The organism is Pseudomonas sp. BN515, from assembly GCF_029873155.1.
GTDB lineage: Bacteria > Pseudomonadota > Gammaproteobacteria > Pseudomonadales > Pseudomonadaceae > Metapseudomonas.
In genome coordinates this window covers 1-16,013 of the sequence record NZ_SSOH01000071.1, presented here as the reverse complement: position 1 = coordinate 16,013, position 16,013 = coordinate 1, and the positions used below count along the sequence as shown (strand labels likewise).

Here is a 16,013-nt window from a genome sequence, read left to right as displayed (position 1 = left end):
GGTGCCAGCAGAGGCGACTATAACGGCGTTATACTGATCAGTCAACCATCGCGTTGATTGCTTTTTAATGCTTGTCACCCCAACATTCGCTAAGCTGGATCCCTGGCGTTCCTAGATCGTTCCTGATGCCGAATACCACACGAGCGGGAGCGAGGAGGAAGAGCCCTAACGATACCTTTTGCCCACCAGGATTAACCCAAATCGGCTCAGGGATTTATTGAATTTTATGCACAGGTTAATCAGATGAAATCGATGGTTTCTCCCAGCATTAAGGATCGCCTCAGTGACACCCTCGAAGTGAAGAAGCGCTTGCTGCAGGTAGCTCGGCACCTACTGAGTACAGAGGGACGCGAGGGGGCAAGCTCTCGCGCAATCTGCGCCCTGGCAGGGGTCGGCGCACCAACGATCTATCATTACTTCGGCGATCTGACAGGGCTGCACCGGGCTGCCATTGATGAAACCTATGTGCAAGTAGCCGAAGCCTATCAACAGGGAGCGAAGGAGCGCGGCCCCCAGCAGGGGTTGAGAAACGGCTGGGGCGCTTTTAATCACTTTGCTCATCAAGAGCCACTTATGTGCAGGATAGTTATCCAACAGATCCTAGCCGGCGAGCCTCCGGCTACCGTTGCGGAAACGCTGCGGACGGTAGAGAACGACCTATCGCGGCTATATGAAGAAGGTGTCCTGAATTGCCCCGCTCATGAAGCAGTTCAATTATTATGGATAGGCACACTGGGAACAGCCTGCTTTACATCAATCAAAAAAAATGAAGAGCATGAAAGTTACCCAGCATTACAAGAGAAAATGGTGGATTTAGTCCTTAACGCGTTGTTTTTAAATAAGATCCAATAACTTTAAATGGACCCCTGGAACATCTGGATAGTTCTTACTTTTGATTGCACTCGCACACTTTCATCATGGATTAAGCGCTTACATAGCACGACCAGTAACTCCAATTGTATTAAAACTGGTCGATACCAGGATCTTGCCGTCGCGAACGGCATGGCGGCAGTGGCTCGAACTCACGCCTGAGCTTGGGCTTGCCCCGCCCCCATCCCGCTAACTTCAGCACGGCCTCAAAAGTCGTGGAGTGACTGGCGATCCCGATAGCCGCCTGGAAAAGCTCCATTGGCTCAGCCTGACAGGAAAGCTTGTGTGACAGGGCCAGTTGAAGGAGAAGTGGGTGTTTCTCCGCGGAAATTGTCGACGGTCGTCCAGCCTTGGTCATCGGCTCGCCCCGGGTAGGAGCCAATGGATTACTTGATTTTGTCTGCACCCTCTTAAGGAGTGTCTGGCACAGCATTCCGGTTTCAAGATGCGCTTCACGCCGACCAGCGCAGCCTGGTTGTCTTTTATTGCGCAGCGGCAACTAGCGGTCGCCCTTGACCACTAGGTGCGCCGGCTTGTCATGGCACAGGGCATTGGCCTGATCAACGCGGATCCGGTCGAGCACCTCACGGCCATGGCGGGCGAAGACATGAACAGGTCGCATACCACCTCCGCGCGTGGGCAATGCCATTTCACTTCCATATCGAAGGCGGTGTTCATGTCCATAGCCACTGACGCGAACCGTTAGCACCACTCGCCGAGCAGTTCGAAGAACAGCAAGATCGCCTACAGCTGTTGCCGCGGAGTAGCGATGGCCCTTGTACAACGCAAATGCGAAGAAATGGCCCCATCGACTGCCTGCTTCGCCCCACATCCGGCACCGACAATGATCGGAGTTCACTTCCCTTCGACACGCGCCACCTGTCAACACCACCGTTGACCGGAAAGGAACGTCGATGCTAGGGTGCTCGACGAAGGCTCCACACGCGGCCGTCGTCGCAAAGCTCTTCAACGGAATGGTAAGCGAACCTGCCCGAGCAATTTGATCCAGCTCTCCGGCAGTACCTTAAAATCTCGCTAAAGGCACTATTCCTGGAACCAACGCGTTAATTGGCGTTGGTCGGATTCGAATGCAGACAATCAAATAACAACAAGGGTCGCATCGCCTTGAATCACGAACAGGTTTCAATAGAAACACACGATGGCAAGTGCCAGGCGCACATCTTCAAGCCAGAGGGTCAGGGCCCATGGCCCGCCGTGATTTTTTGCATGGATGGCTTTGGCATCCGTCCCACATTGTTCCAAATGGCTAGGCAGCTCGCACAAGGCGGCTATGTCGTATTACTACCTGACCTGTTCTATCGAGCTGGCCGCTATGGGCCATTGGCGCCTGCAGAGATTTTCAGAAGCCTCGATGTCATGGGCGCAATCGGCCACCTACTCGCCTCAACGGACAATCACAAGGCGGCACAAGATACGCAGGCATTCATAGACTACTTGGACACCCGCACCGATGTTGCTAGTCCCAATATTGGGACAACCGGATATTGCATGGGTGGTGGCATTTCTCTCTCCATTGCAGGCACATATCCGGATCGAATTTTGGCTGCTGCGAGCTTCCATGGAGGCAATCTTGCTACGGATGCTGAAACCAGCCCTCATTTACTGGCGCCATCAATCAAGGCGCGAGTCTATGTCGCCAGTGCCGATAGAGACGACTACTACTCACCACAAATGGCGAGGCGTCTGGAGAAAGCGCTGTTAGATGCGGGCGTCGATCACCGATGTGAAACCTATGCAGGGGCACTACACGGCTTCGCCGTACCTGACTTTCAAGAATTCAACAAAGAAGCTGCCGCGCGCCATTGGCGTGAGCTTTTTGGCTTGCTTGACACGACACTGATTTTTTAAAAGATACAATTTAGTCATTTTTATTTAGCAGACACAAGACGACCACCCTTAATTGCAACGGGCGCTCACATGCTGACATCGAAAAGCCGCAGAGCTACAACTGAATGCCTTATGCATCTAATTGATGCGTTGGAAGGACACTCCAAACCCAACGCACCAGAAGAGAATTTAACTGCGCCCCCCCTAGTTAAGCGTGCTTACCGCGCATTGCGCGAACATGTGCAAGCGCAAGATCATAAGCAGCAACAACAGACTGCCCTCGCCAGCCAGATAGTTTCGTTAACTCAGCAGCGAACCACTACCACGAACGAAAAACTTCATGTCGATCAACGCATTGAACTAATTAGCCTAGCCAGCAACGAAGGACTTTGGGATCTTCCGGTGAAAAATGGAGACCCCGTAAATCCAAATAACTCCCTTTGGTGCTCAACACGGTTTCGCTCATTACTTGGACTGGATGACGAAAATGATCTATCCGTGCAACTAGGAACTTGGATTCAGCGCATACATCCTGCCGACCTGAAACCTACAACGGATGCATTGAGCAAATATCTAAAAGAAGGCCGAGACGACGTTACTTTTCGCACTGAATACCGACTACGTAATGCCGCAGGCGATTATGTCAACGTTGAAGTAAACGCAAGGGCCTGGCGTGACGCGAAAGATGTACTGATACGCATGGCCGGCACTATACGTGACGTACAAGTACAGCGCGATCGGGATTACGAACTGGAGCGGACGCTTGAGCGATTCGAGATTGCCAGGGAGATAATCAGCGACGGTCTCTGGGATATGGAGGTGATAGGCGGCAACCCACTGAATCCTCACAATCCCCTATGGTGGTCGCAACAATTCCTTCAAATGCTTGGTTTCGAAGATCCAGATGAATTTCCCAATGTTCTCGAAAGCTGGGTTTCTCGCATCCATCCAGACGACAGACAAAATGTGTCCGATTTGTTTGGCGCACACATAAACGACAGCAGCGGTGGCACCCCGTTTGAGGCGACCTACCGAATAAAATTGAAAAGCGGCGAATATCGCTGGTTCAGCTCCCGGTGCAAGACACTACGAAGCACTGACGGAAAGCCACTCCGGATAGCAGGCGCGTTGGTAGACATGCACTCCCAGTACCAAGAGGAACAATTGCGTGAGGAGCGGGAGCTGCAGGGTAAACTCATAGAACGAAATCTAAGTAAGCTTACCGAGATTGTCGGTGCCATCCAAGCCATCGCTAGCCGCACAAATCTACTCGCCCTCAATGCGGCAATTGAGGCCGCACGTGCTGGTGAGGCTGGACGAGGATTTGCAGTAGTTGCCGATGAAGTCCGCAAACTTGCCACACGAACAAGCGAGGCCACTCAACAGGCGGCTGAAATGCTTGCCACGCAGAATAACAATTAAAACACCTCTTACGGGCAACACATTCCGAAGCAGTAAGAATTGTACTAAAAGGCAACCCAAGCATCACAGCAACACTAGCGGCTTTATTAGCGCAAAAAAACGCACCCTATACAACAAATCATCTAGACAAACTACATATGTCGCAAAATTATCAGACGAAAGTGCACGCCCTCCGCTCCAACACCCAAAAACAGCAGCACTTGGCTGCGCAATCTCAAAACTCACTCTTCACATCGACTGCGGCCTTCAATCTAAGCGCATCACATGCTTAGGGATAGCATCGAACCACCAAACCGGCATTTTTAGATAGGGTATTTTTTAATGCACATCGCACAGGTTTTTTTGCTTATTTCATCCTAAATGCCTGCATCCCTATACTCGATTCAACTAGCTCGCCAATGAATGACGTACCGGCCACGCAAAACAACAAGAGAACCAGCCATGAGCGACGTAGCTCTTAATCGTGCCCAAAGTAATCCAATGCAATACCGCGGCGATGGCCTTCCCAGCATGGAGGGTACGACTATTGGATGGCACGAATTCCTTCTTTACGGCACCGATGCTGCCCTATTCCTCAAAAAACTCACCATTCCTTTGCAAGGCACCTTGGCTGCCTTCGCCGCCTATGCAGATGAGATCATCGGTCGTCTGATAGGCACGGTCTCCTCCATTCACGAGCAACAACTGCTGACTTTTGGTTGTAAGTTTCCATACCTGTCCAGGATCACTCTGCGCCTTTTAGGCTTGCTTCACCGAGAAAACTTCGTCACGTCTCCGTACCTTGGAAAGCTCAATCACTATAGCCTTCGCTCACAAGTACTGCCGATCGCCGAATCTCATCGCCATATCGATATCGACAACTTACCTGTCTACTCGGTTTCACCGCCCCCTTTTACCTAGCCCCTTCTCTACCAAGTACACGAAGTCAAACCTGACTGTAAGAGTGATCAATCAACCTCTTTATAAACCACCCACAGGAAAATATACATGGGCGCTTCAACTCCTAAAGTAAAGCTCTTAATCAACGGCGAATTTGTCGAATCGAAAACCACCCAGTGGCGTGACGTAGTCAACCCAGCCACCCAGGAAGTCCTGGCCCGCGTGCCCTTCGCCACCCAGGACGAGATGAACGCCGCCGTCGCCGCCGCCCAGGACGCCTTCAAGACCTGGCGCAAGACCCCGATCGGCGCCCGCGCTCGCATCTTCCTCAAGTACCAGCAGCTGATCCGCGAGAACATCAAGGAGCTGGCCGCCCTACTCACCGCCGAACAGGGCAAGACCCTGCCGGACGCCGAGGGCGACGTCTTTCGTGGCCTGGAGGTGGTAGAACACGCCGCCAACATCGGCACCCTGCAGATGGGCGAACTGGCCAACAACGTCGCCAACGGCGTGGACACCTACACCCTGCTGCAACCGATCGGCGTGTGCGCCGGCATCACCCCGTTCAACTTCCCGGCGATGATCCCGCTGTGGATGTTCCCGATGGCCATCGCCTGCGGTAACACCTTCGTCCTCAAGCCCTCCGAGCAGGACCCGCTGGTGACCATGCGCCTGGTCGAGCTGGCGCTGGAAGCCGGCATCCCGAAAGGCGTGCTGAACGTGATCCACGGCGGCGTCGATGCGGTAAACCTGATCTGCGACCACCCGGACATTAAGGCCGTGTCCTTCGTCGGCTCCACCAAGGTGGGCACCCACGTCTACAACCGCGCCACCCTGAACGGCAAGCGCGCGCAATGCATGATGGGCGCCAAGAACCACGCCATCGTCCTGCCCGACGCGAACAAGCAGCAGACCCTGAACAACCTGCTGGGTGCCTCCTTCGGCGCCGCCGGCCAGCGCTGCATGGCCCTGCCGGTCGTAATCCTGGTAGGCGAGGCGCAGACCTGGCTGCCGGACCTGGTGGAAAAGGCCACGACCCTCAAGGTCAATGCCGGCGTCGAGCCGGGTACCGATATCGGCCCGGTGGTGTCCTGCGCGGCGTTGGACCGCATCAGCGGCCTGATTGCCACCGGCATCGAGGAAGGCGCCAAGCTGGTCCTGGACGGCCGCAACCCGAGCGTACCCGGTTATCTGGAAGGCAACTTCGTCGGCCCGACCATCTTCTCCGGCGTTACCCCGTCGATGACCATCTACCGCGAGGAGATCTTCGGGCCGGTGCTCTGCGTGGTGAACGCCGCCTCCCTGGACGAGGCCATCTCCTTCATCAATGCCAACCCGAACGGCAACGGCACCGCGCTCTTCACCCGCTCCGGCGCCGCCGCACGCCACTTCCAGGAAGAGATCGACGTGGGTCAGGTCGGCATCAACGTACCGATTCCGGTGCCGGTCCCGCTGTTCTCCTTCAGCGGCTCCCGCGCCTCCAAGCTCGGCGACCTCGGCCCCTACGGCAAGCAAGTGGTGCTGTTCTACACCCAGACCAAGACCATCACCCAGCGCTGGTTCGACGAGAGCGATGTCGGCGGCGCAGTGAACACAACCATTACCCTCAAGTGAGGCTTCAGGGGCGGGCTATGAACCGCCCCTGATTAAGGAGACCTCTAAATGGCATTCGAATCTCTACTTGTTGAAGTCCATGGCCGCGTTGGCCTGATTACATTAAACCGACCCAAAGCGCTCAATGCGTTAAACGTCAATCTGATAGACGAAATCAACCGGGCACTAGACGGCCTGGATCGCGATCCCAACGTCGGTTGCATGGTGATTACCGGTTCTTCCAAGGCCTTCGCGGCCGGCGCCGACATCAAGGAAATGGTCGACATGGCCTATCCGCAAGTGTTCCTTGATGACTTCTTTTCTGCAGCAGATCGCATTGCAGCCCGACGCAAACCCCTGATCGCCGCTGTTGCTGGCTATGCGCTGGGTGGCGGCTGCGAGCTGGCGCTGATGTGCGACTTCATCTACGCCGCTGACAACGCTCGTTTTGCCCTGCCAGAGATCACCCTTGGTGTTTTACCCGGGATCGGCGGAACCCAACGCTTGGCTCGTGCCATTGGCAAGGCCAAGGCCATGGAGATGTGCCTAAGTGGTCGACAAATGGATGCCCAGGAGGCAGAGCGCGCCGGCTTGGTTGCACGCGTACTGCCGGTTGAGCTCCTCCTCGAGGAAACGCTGAAAAGCGCTGCAGCCATAGCAGAGAAATCTATGCCGGCAGCCATGCTGATCAAGGAGTCAGTTAATCGCGCCTTCGAAGGCAGCTTGGCGGAAGGTATCCGGTTCGAGCGTCGAGTATTCCACTCCACTTTTGCCAACGCAGATCAAAGGGAAGGCATGAGTGCCTTCGTTGAAAAGCGTACTCCCCACTTCATTCACCGCTGAAATTTCTGGCCCTACCTCAAGAGGACGCCAACATGCATATCGGATTCCTTGGCCTCGGCAACATGGGCGGCCCCATGGCCCGCAACCTGCTCAAGGCCGGCCACACCCTCACCGTATTCGACCCCTCGCCGCTGGCGACCGCCGCACTCGTAGAGCTCGGCGCCCGCACCTCCAACAGCCCGGCGGAGCTGGCCCGCGATGGCGTCGCCGCGATCATCACCATGCTGCCCACCGCGGCCCACGTGAAGGATGTCTACCTGGGCGCCGAAGGCCTATTGGCCAACGTCCAGCCGGGCGTGCTGCTGATCGACAGCTCGACCATCGACCCGCTCAGCGCCCGCGAAGTGGCCAAAGCCGCCGCCTCCCAGGGCAATCCCATGCTCGACGCGCCGGTTTCCGGTGGCACAGGTGGCGCGGCGGCTGGCACCCTGACTTTCATGGTCGGCGGCACCGTCAGCGCCTTCGACGAGGCCCACCTGCTGCTCGCCGCCATGGGCAAGAACATCGTCTACTGTGGTGACACAGGCAACGGCCAGGTGGCCAAGATCGCCAACAACATGCTGCTAGGCATCTCCATGGTCGGCGTCGCCGAAGCCATGGCGCTGGGCGTTGCCCTGGGCATGGACGCGAAAGTCCTGGCCGGCATCATCAACACCTCCAGCGGCCGCTGCTGGAGCTCGGAAATCAACAACCCGTTCCCCGGCGTGCTGGAAAACGCCCCGGCGTCCCGCGGCTACAGCGGCGGTTTCGGCACCGATCTAATGCTTAAGGACCTAGGCCTGGCCACCGAAGCCGCGCGCCATGCGAAACAACCGGTGGTGCTCGGCGCCGCGGCCCAGCAGCTGTACCAGACCTTCAGCCTACAGGGTCACGGCGGCCTGGACTTCTCCGCAATCATCAGCCTGTTCCGTCGGGAAGCCTGAGCATGAGTGAGCACGAGGCACCGGTACTGGCCAGTGTGCGCAACCGCGTCGGTCACCTGACCCTCAACCGCCCGGCCGGGTTGAACACCCTGACCCTGCCCATGGTGCGCCTGCTACAGCGCCACCTGTGGGCCTGGGAACTCGACCCGGACATCGTCGCGGTGGTCATTCGCGGCGCTGGTGAGAAAGCGTTCTGCGCCGGCGGCGATATCCGCATGCTCTACGAGAGCCATGCCACCGGCGACAACCAGCACCAACTGTTCCTCGAAGAGGAATACGCGCTCGACGAATACCTGCACGGCTATTCCAAGCCTGTGATGGCCCTAATGGATGGATTCGTGCTTGGCGGCGGTATGGGCCTGGCCCAGGCCGCGTCGCTGCGGGTTATCACCGAGCGCACCCGCATGGGCATGCCGGAAGTCGGCATCGGCTTCTTCCCGGATGTTGGCGGCAGCTACTTCCTGCCGCGCCTGCCCGGCGAACTGGGCGTCTACCTGGGCGTCATCGGCTGCCAGGTGCGCGCCGCCGATGCCCTCTACACCGGACTGGCCGACTATTGCCTGCCCAGCGAACGCATCGCTGAGCTGGATCAGGCGCTGGACACCCTCAACTGGAGCTTCGCGCCGCAGGAAAACCTCCACCAGTTGCTGGCCGGCCTCGCCACCGAGCGCATCCCTGGATCGGAGCTGAAGGCCTATCGCCAAGTTATCGACGAAATTTTTTCACTTCCCAATCTCAAGGAGATCCGCACGGCGCTGCAGTCCGACACCCGGCCCGGTGTACAAGATTGGGCAGAGGAAACGCTCCGCCTGCTCAACAAGAATTCCCCACTCGCCATGGCTGTGACCCTCAAGCTGCTGCGCTGCGGTCGATGCCTTAGTCTGGCTGACTGTGTCGATCTTGAGCTGCATCTTGACCGCCAGTGGTTCGACAAGGGCGACCTGATAGAGGGCATTCGCGCCCTGATCATCGATAAGGACAAAAACCCACGCTGGAACCCACCGAACCTTGAGGAGTTACAGGATGAACGGGTGAAAGCCTTTTTTGCAGGCTTTCATACCCGTCGAACCTCTGCAATAGCTGCTAAGCGGCCAGAAACTTAATAGCGCCAGGCACGACCGATCCGCTGGAGACCTTTAATGCACGATATCGAACTCACCGAAGAACAACACATGATCCGCGACATGGCGCGGGACTTCGCCCGCGCTGAAGTCGCGCCCCACGCACAGGCCTGGGAAAAGGCTGGCTGGATAGACGACGACCTGGTGCAGCAGATGGGCGAGCTGGGCCTGCTCGGCATGGTGGTGCCCGAGGAATGGGGCGGCAGCTATATCGACTATGTGGCCTATGCCCTGGCGGTGGAAGAAATCTCCGCCGGCGACGGTGCGCTCGGCGCCCTGATGAGTATCCACAACTCCGTGGGCTGCGGGCCCATCCTCAACTACGGAAGCCAGGCGCAGAAGGACTTGTGGCTGCCGCAGCTGGCGAGCGGCACCGCCATCGGTTGCTTCTGCCTCACCGAACCCCAGGCGGGTTCGGAAGCGCACAATCTGCGCACCCGCGCCGAGCTGGTGGACGGTCACTGGGTGCTGAACGGCGCCAAACAGTTTGTCAGCAATGGCAAGCGTGCCAAGCTCGCCATCGTCTTCGCCGTGACCGATCCGGAACTGGGCAAGAAGGGCCTCTCCGCATTCCTGGTCCCCACCGACACCCCCGGCTTCGTGGTGGACCGCAGCGAGCACAAAATGGGGATCAAGGCCTCCGATACCTGCGCCGTCACCCTGAGCGATTGTCGCATTCCGGAAGAGAACCTGCTGGGCCTGCGCGGCAAAGGCCTCGCCATTGCCCTGTCCAACCTCGAAGGCGGCCGCATCGGCATCGCCGCCCAGGCCCTAGGCATCGCCCGTGCGGCCTTCGAGGCGGCGCTCGGTTATGCACGGGAACGGGTGCAGTTCGGCAAGCCGATCATCGAGCACCAGAGCATCGGCAACTTGTTGGCAGACATGCACACCCGCCTCAACGCCGCGCGGCTGATGATTCTCCACGCCGCCCGCCTGAAGAGCGCCGGCCTGCCCTGCCTCTCGGAAGCCTCGCAGGCCAAGCTGTTCGCCTCGGAAATCGCTGAGCAGGTGTGCTCCAGCGCGATCCAGATCCACGGCGGCTACGGCTACCTGGAGGACTACCCGGTGGAGAAGTACTACCGCGATGCGCGCATCACCCAGATCTACGAAGGCTCCAGTGAAGTGCAGCGGCTGCTGATCGCTCGGGAAATGGCTAATTACACTTTATAGAACCTCTTGTGGGCGCCTCAGCGGTGCCCACAAGCGCCCCAACTATGCACCCATGATCATCACAAACATCCAAGAATCGCTAGAAGCAGTACCTCTGGCGGCGAATAACACTGTTAGCTGTAGCCACATCGATGAAGATCTGATGTCCATGTCCATTACTTTGTTTGACGAGCTGCAGCCATCCACTCTCAGCCAACCTATAAGTACTACTGGCTCCCCAAAACGCTATCAACAAACACGCGAGAAAGCTCTGGAGCTGTTCGCTAAGCGTGGCTATAGCCGAGTTAGCATGCGTGATTTGGCAGAGTTCATGGGCATTCGTGCCGGCTCTCTCTACAACCACATCGAAAGCAAAGAAGCCTTGCTGTTCGAGCTAATCGAGGAACTATATGAGCAGTTGCTAGATGGCGCGCTGGAATTAACCCACCGGGACGTCTCCCCCACAGCACGACTGCTTCTCCTCACTGAAACCCATCTCCAACTACACAACGGTATGGGCGCACACTTCCGTCTGGCGGAGTACGACGTACACTACCTCAATAACGATCACCAGGAACGGATCCTAAAGTTGCGTCAACTCTATGAGGCGGTGCTAATAAAAACCGTTGAGCAACTAACTGGAGAGCCAGCATGCATGCTCCGACGCGCCGGCCTAGCTAGCATCGTTTCACAGCTTAACCAGTTACCGGCTTGGTTCGGAGAGGCACCAACTGGCAATACGGCAAAGTTTGAGATGCTGCGCGAAATGATTATTGGATCCATACGAGGCGTGCTCCAGGCCACCCAGCGTGTAGCTAACTCGGTAGCTCAAACCGGTGGCAGATAGCTCATCGATGTTGACTCGCCCATCAGTAGCGGCTGGTTAAGTTCGACGCAGCCCCGCAGGTATTCGGCTACCTGAGTAATACGACGGAGTTTACGTAGATCCTCGCTATAATAGATCCAGAACTGCCGCACTACCTCGATCTCACCCGGAAGAACTTCGCACAGACGCTGGTTCTGTCCTGCTAGAAAGCAGGGAAGAATTGCAAGCGCTCTTCCCTCCAGCGCTGCATGGTAATGAGCAATCACACTAGTACTACGCAGTTGGCGTACCGCTCCGGGTACAAGGTCATTTAAGTAGAGAAGCTTGGGGCTGAAGGCTAAGTCTTCAACGTAGGAGATGAACGTGTGCCCGGCCAAGCTTTCGAGGCTGAGAATCGGCGCATGATTGGCCAAGTACTCAGGAGTGGCATACAAGCGAAGACGGTAGTCGCAAAGCTTAGAACAGACATACGGCCCCCGTTGCGGGCGCTCCAGCGTAATAGCGATATCAGCCTCGCGCCTAGACAAGCTCACAAAGTGTGGCACCGGGAGGATATCCAATGAGATGTGTGGATGGCGGTCTTGGAATCGACTCATATGTTGAGTGATGAAACTGGAGCCGAATCCCTCAGTGCAACCGATACGCACATGCCCAGACAGTTCCAAGCCAGCGCCTGAAACTTGCTCGCAGGCTGCCTGTAGGGTGCTTTCAAGAGTCTCGGCGTAGCTCAGCATGCGCTGCCCTTCTAGCGTGAGCACAAAACCCGCAGCCCTAGATTTCTCGAATAGCAGTGCACCCAGGTTCTGCTCCAGAACACGGACTCGACGCGAGACTGTGGTGTAGTCAACGCCCAGCCTTCGAGAAGCAGCACTGGCGGTACCGGTGCGCGCCACTTCTAAGAAAAAGCGCAGGTCATCCCAATTTAGACGCTCGAGGCTGGCGCGATTTGGCATATTTTCCTCCAGTTCGCACGATCAGGGCTTAGCTAGCACGACCCACAGCAGTCGCGCCTCTTTTATCAACGCAAATGTTGACTCGCGAGAACCTTTACACCCTCTCGACAAAAAATCAAGTCCGACCGAACGCCGCCAGCCGCAGCGGGAACCTACACGCGCGTTCAAACAGATTGAGATGTCCTGAGGGCATTGAACAGCATCGCTAGCTGCGCCGTATTCTTGGCAGGGCCAGGGACTCGTCCCCCTCACACATTTTAGGGCTGGACCATCCGAACGCTTGACCGTCCCGTATAAGGTTCACGGGGCCACTATCAGACCACCGTCAAGGGGAATAACCGTCCCAGTAAGATAGGCGCTTGCACGGGAGATTAAATAGATGGCAGTGCCGCCAATATCAGTTGCACTGCCAAACCGATGAGCAGGTATACCATCCAACACTGCGCGCTCAACTTCAGCATCAGCGATGACCCCGGCGGTCAGGTCGCTTGGGAAAAAACCCGGGGCAATGGCGTTAACGTTGATGTTCCGCGAACGTAGATCTGATGCCAGCGTGCGGCTAAGCTGATGAATGGCAGCCTTGCTGCAACCATAGGCATAGGCGCCCCCGAAACTTTTTCCGAGAATGCCACCCACTGAACCGATGTTGATTATACGTGCCGGATCGTCAGCTGTGCCGGCCTTCTCCAGCAGGGGACACAGTGCCTGGATCAGGAGAAACGGCGATTGCAGGTTGAGGCTCATCACCGCAGACCAGTCTTTCTCTGTGACAGAACCCAGTGGCGGCGCATGAAATACACCGGCGTTGTTAATCAGCGCGTCCAGTTTGGAGCAGCGGGCCTGCACGGCGCGAAACAGATCAGCCAGATGATCATCGCGCACAAGGTCACACTCAATGAATTCGAACCCCCCGTACTCTGCCAGTTCATTGTTCAGACTGTCTGCCGCAGCATGATCGCGCCCAGCGACCATCACCCGGCAGCCTGCCGCTACCAGGCAGCGGGTAATCATTGCACCGATGCCCTTGGCCCCACCTGTAACCAACACTGTTCTGCCGGCGACGGAAAACAATCCAGAAATGCCATTCCAAGACATAAATCTGAGCTCCTTGTCAGTTTAGTGCTACAAGATGTGAAATGGCTGCCAAACAGCAGCCATTTGCGGTCGGATCAATACAGCAAAACAACGCAATTTGATCCTTAGTGCGACCTGCTTTGATTAGAACTGGCAAAGCTAGGCGGAGAAGACCACCACCTAGCCTTTCGTTCTACGATGTTTTGACGCGGGGAATCACTTCTTGCGCCAGTCGCTGCAGCGACTCGAAATAGGGTTCCGGGTTGTCGATATTGTCATGCGAGTTGACGATGACCTGACCGCAGCCACCAGTGCGCTCGATCATTGCCTCGATCTTTCGCGTCACGGTTTCCGGCGAACCACAGAGCCAGACATGGTCGGCAAGGAAGTCCATATCTATCTGACTGGGATCAATATCCACACCAGCATCCGCGATGATGCCCGGGAACAGATTGAACTTCTTGTAGATCGGGAACAGATAGTGCTCCCAAGTCTTGGCCATGCCACTGGCCTTGGCGCGCCGGCGGGCCTCAGCATCGGAGTCGGCAATGAAGATCTCCCGCGTCACACGGAAGCGCGACGTTTCCGGAGTAAAGCCCTTGGACTGCATAGCTGTGGCCCAAGTGTCGTAATGAGAACGCATAACCTCATGACCACCGAAGAAGGAGATCGGGCTGTAGTTGCGCTCACCAGCCCACTTCAGCGACGAGGAGTTTTTGGTCAGACCGGTAACGGCAATTTCCAGTGCCTCGCGGCCACCCCAGGGGCTGTTGTCCGCGATCTCCACATCGTATTCGGGCATGGTATCCGGCCCAGGGAAGCCGGCCTGGAAGAACTTGCCCTTCTCCATGAAAGGTTTGCGCGCCCAGACCTTCTCCATAAGATCCAGCGCCTCAAACATCTGCTCTTGCAGCGGACCAATGCCTTCGAAACCGTGCAGGATGGCATCGGTGTGATGCCCACCGGGCGCCACACCAAGGAAATAGCGACCCTCAAGAATCTGTGACAGCCAACCAACCTGAATCGCCAGACTGGCCGGGTTGTGATAGGGCAGCAGGTGCGCCATCGGCGCAAAACGGATGTTTTTGGTGATCGGCGCTGCGGCACCGATGATGATCTCCGGACAGGGAATGTTTTCCCAAGCCAGAGTCGCATGCTCACCGATCATGAAATCGGCAAAACCCGCCTCATCACAGACTTGTGCCAGCTTGAGAGACCAATCAAACATCTCCCGCGCAGTGCGGTGAGGAAGATTATAGGGAGTATGGAAAAATCCGCATTGCATAGTCATTACCTCTTGTTATTGTTTAGCCTGTCAGACTGGCTTGCCAGGCAAACCAGCCATGCAATCACTTAAACCAACGTGCCTTCGGCATCCTTGGTCGCGAAGCGAGGAGCCACCAGGCTGGCAAACTTTTCCAGTTCCTCGTTGTTCTGCTCCGGGTCCAGGTGACCCTGACCGAACATCAGGAACAGCTCGTTGAAGCCCAGGCGGTCGTGGGCGCGGCCGATCTGATCGGCGATCTCGTCAGCCGAGCCGATCAGCACGTTCGGCATTTTCTGGCCGAACGGAATGAACCACTTGTCCCAGAACCACTTATGCTCGGCCATCAACTGCTTGGCCTTGTCCTTGTCATCGGTCAGCATCAGGAAACCGCCCCAGGCAGCAACATCCTCACGGGCAACCTCCCGCTCGTGCTGGCGTGCGGTATCGGCATAGCGGGTCCACAGGGCATCGCAAAAGTCCAGGTCGGAAGCCAGCACGATTGGCTTGCCGCCTTCCCGGGCCCACATGTCGACGGTGCGCATGCTGCCGGCAAAGCCGCCGTAAATTTTCGGGTGGGGACTCTGGTAGCACTTCGGCGCAATGCCGATCTGGCGCACGATGCCATCTGCATCCATGCCCTTGCCCATGCTGGCATAGGCCGGGTGACCGGCAGAGCCGCCATTTGGCGGGAACTCCCAGTGTTTGCCCTTGTGGCTAAACACGTCATTGGCCCAGGCCTTCTTGATGACCTGCAGCGACTCCTCGAAGACTTCGCGGTTCAGCGCATCTTGCTCGTCGCGGGCCTTGGCGTTGTCCGGCGTAGTGGCGCTGACACCCGGACGCGCAGCATAGGAGTCGACCCAGCGCGCATGGTAGCCACGGGTGAAACCAACCATCAGGCGCCCTTGGAGCATGTGGTCAAGGGTGGCGATTTCTTCGGCGATACGCACCGGGTTATGGGTCGGCAGGGTGTACCCCATGATGCCGGCCTTCATCCGCTTGGAATGCAGGCCCACATAGAGACTGAACATGCCGGGATGGTTGTTGATCTCAAAACCTTCGATCTGCAGGTGGTGCTCAGGCTGGCAATAGCCTGCATAACCAAGCTCATCCGCCAGACGAACGTAATCACGCACTTCGGATAGAAAGCGCTGATACAACTCAGGACGCTGCCCAGCCATACCCGCTTCCAGCTCATAACGACGACCGATTACACCTGTTTGCATCAAATGAAACTTCATTGCG

Annotated in this window: 14 protein-coding genes and 1 pseudogene; 10 read left to right on the top strand and 5 right to left on the bottom strand. The window is 56.9% G+C overall.

What is annotated here, in order from left to right; genetic code table 11:
• Window positions 1–243 precede the first annotated feature (243 nt).
• Window positions 244–852 (top strand): TetR/AcrR family transcriptional regulator, encoded by a 609-nt coding sequence (locus tag E8E91_RS17155; RefSeq protein ID WP_179060118.1) that lies wholly within the window; start codon window positions 244–246, stop codon window positions 850–852.
• 457 nt (window positions 853–1,309) lie between these two features.
• Here the strand turns inward: E8E91_RS17155 and E8E91_RS17150 are convergent.
• Window positions 1,310–1,614, bottom strand: a pseudogene (locus E8E91_RS17150) (transposase); the annotation flags it as partial.
• A 381-nt stretch (window positions 1,615–1,995) separates the two neighbouring features.
• On the opposite strand from E8E91_RS17150, the gene E8E91_RS17145 reads away from it, so the two are divergent.
• From E8E91_RS17145 to E8E91_RS17105, 9 genes are all read left to right on the top strand, one after another.
• Window positions 1,996–2,739, top strand: a complete 744-nt coding sequence (locus E8E91_RS17145; protein ID WP_179060119.1) for a dienelactone hydrolase family protein — start codon at window positions 1,996–1,998, stop codon at window positions 2,737–2,739.
• 69 nt (window positions 2,740–2,808) lie between these two features.
• Window positions 2,809–4,140 carry a PAS domain-containing protein gene (locus E8E91_RS17140; RefSeq protein WP_179060120.1) on the top strand — a complete coding sequence of 444 codons (1,332 nt, stop codon included), beginning with the start codon at window positions 2,809–2,811 and terminating at the stop codon, window positions 4,138–4,140.
• Between the two features lie 441 nt (window positions 4,141–4,581).
• Entirely contained in the window at window positions 4,582–5,040 is a 459-nt protein-coding gene (locus E8E91_RS17135) for a hypothetical protein (RefSeq protein WP_179060121.1), read from the top strand.
• A gap of 87 nt (window positions 5,041–5,127) precedes the next feature.
• Window positions 5,128–6,633 carry a CoA-acylating methylmalonate-semialdehyde dehydrogenase gene (locus tag E8E91_RS17130; protein WP_179060122.1) on the top strand — a complete coding sequence of 502 codons (1,506 nt, stop codon included), beginning with the start codon at window positions 5,128–5,130 and terminating at the stop codon, window positions 6,631–6,633.
• 48 nt (window positions 6,634–6,681) lie between these two features.
• The gene (locus E8E91_RS17125) at window positions 6,682–7,455 is read left to right on the top strand and encodes an enoyl-CoA hydratase (RefSeq protein WP_179060123.1); all 774 of its coding nucleotides are present in this window, start codon (window positions 6,682–6,684) and stop codon (window positions 7,453–7,455) included.
• A 32-nt stretch (window positions 7,456–7,487) separates the two neighbouring features.
• On the top strand, window positions 7,488–8,378 hold the full coding sequence (gene mmsB / locus E8E91_RS17120) for a 3-hydroxyisobutyrate dehydrogenase (protein ID WP_179060124.1): 891 nt from the start codon (window positions 7,488–7,490) through the stop codon (window positions 8,376–8,378).
• Window positions 8,379–8,380: 2 nt separating this feature from the next.
• Window positions 8,381–9,481: an enoyl-CoA hydratase/isomerase family protein gene (locus E8E91_RS17115; RefSeq protein WP_179060125.1), complete on the top strand. Its 1,101-nt coding sequence runs from the start codon at window positions 8,381–8,383 to the stop codon at window positions 9,479–9,481.
• A gap of 36 nt (window positions 9,482–9,517) precedes the next feature.
• The gene (locus E8E91_RS17110) at window positions 9,518–10,669 is read left to right on the top strand and encodes an acyl-CoA dehydrogenase family protein (RefSeq protein WP_179060126.1); all 1,152 of its coding nucleotides are present in this window, start codon (window positions 9,518–9,520) and stop codon (window positions 10,667–10,669) included.
• Window positions 10,670–10,721: 52 nt separating this feature from the next.
• Entirely contained in the window at window positions 10,722–11,495 is a 774-nt protein-coding gene (locus tag E8E91_RS17105) for a TetR/AcrR family transcriptional regulator (protein WP_256873404.1), read from the top strand.
• Here E8E91_RS17105 and E8E91_RS17100 read toward each other — a convergent pair.
• The 4 genes from E8E91_RS17100 to E8E91_RS17085 form a co-directional block, all read right to left on the bottom strand.
• Window positions 11,477–12,427, bottom strand: a complete 951-nt coding sequence (locus tag E8E91_RS17100; protein ID WP_179060127.1) for a LysR family transcriptional regulator — start codon at window positions 12,425–12,427, stop codon at window positions 11,477–11,479. The two genes, E8E91_RS17105 and E8E91_RS17100, sit on opposite strands and share 19 nt — an antisense overlap.
• A 300-nt stretch (window positions 12,428–12,727) precedes the next feature.
• On the bottom strand, window positions 12,728–13,522 hold the full coding sequence (locus E8E91_RS17095) for an SDR family oxidoreductase (RefSeq protein WP_280358403.1): 795 nt from the start codon (window positions 13,520–13,522) through the stop codon (window positions 12,728–12,730).
• A 172-nt stretch (window positions 13,523–13,694) separates the two neighbouring features.
• Window positions 13,695–14,792: an LLM class flavin-dependent oxidoreductase gene (locus E8E91_RS17090; protein ID WP_280347434.1), complete on the bottom strand. Its 1,098-nt coding sequence runs from the start codon at window positions 14,790–14,792 to the stop codon at window positions 13,695–13,697.
• A gap of 62 nt (window positions 14,793–14,854) precedes the next feature.
• Entirely contained in the window at window positions 14,855–15,994 is a 1,140-nt protein-coding gene (locus E8E91_RS17085; RefSeq protein ID WP_280363646.1) for an LLM class flavin-dependent oxidoreductase, read from the bottom strand.
• Window positions 15,995–16,013: the final 19 nt, after the last annotated feature.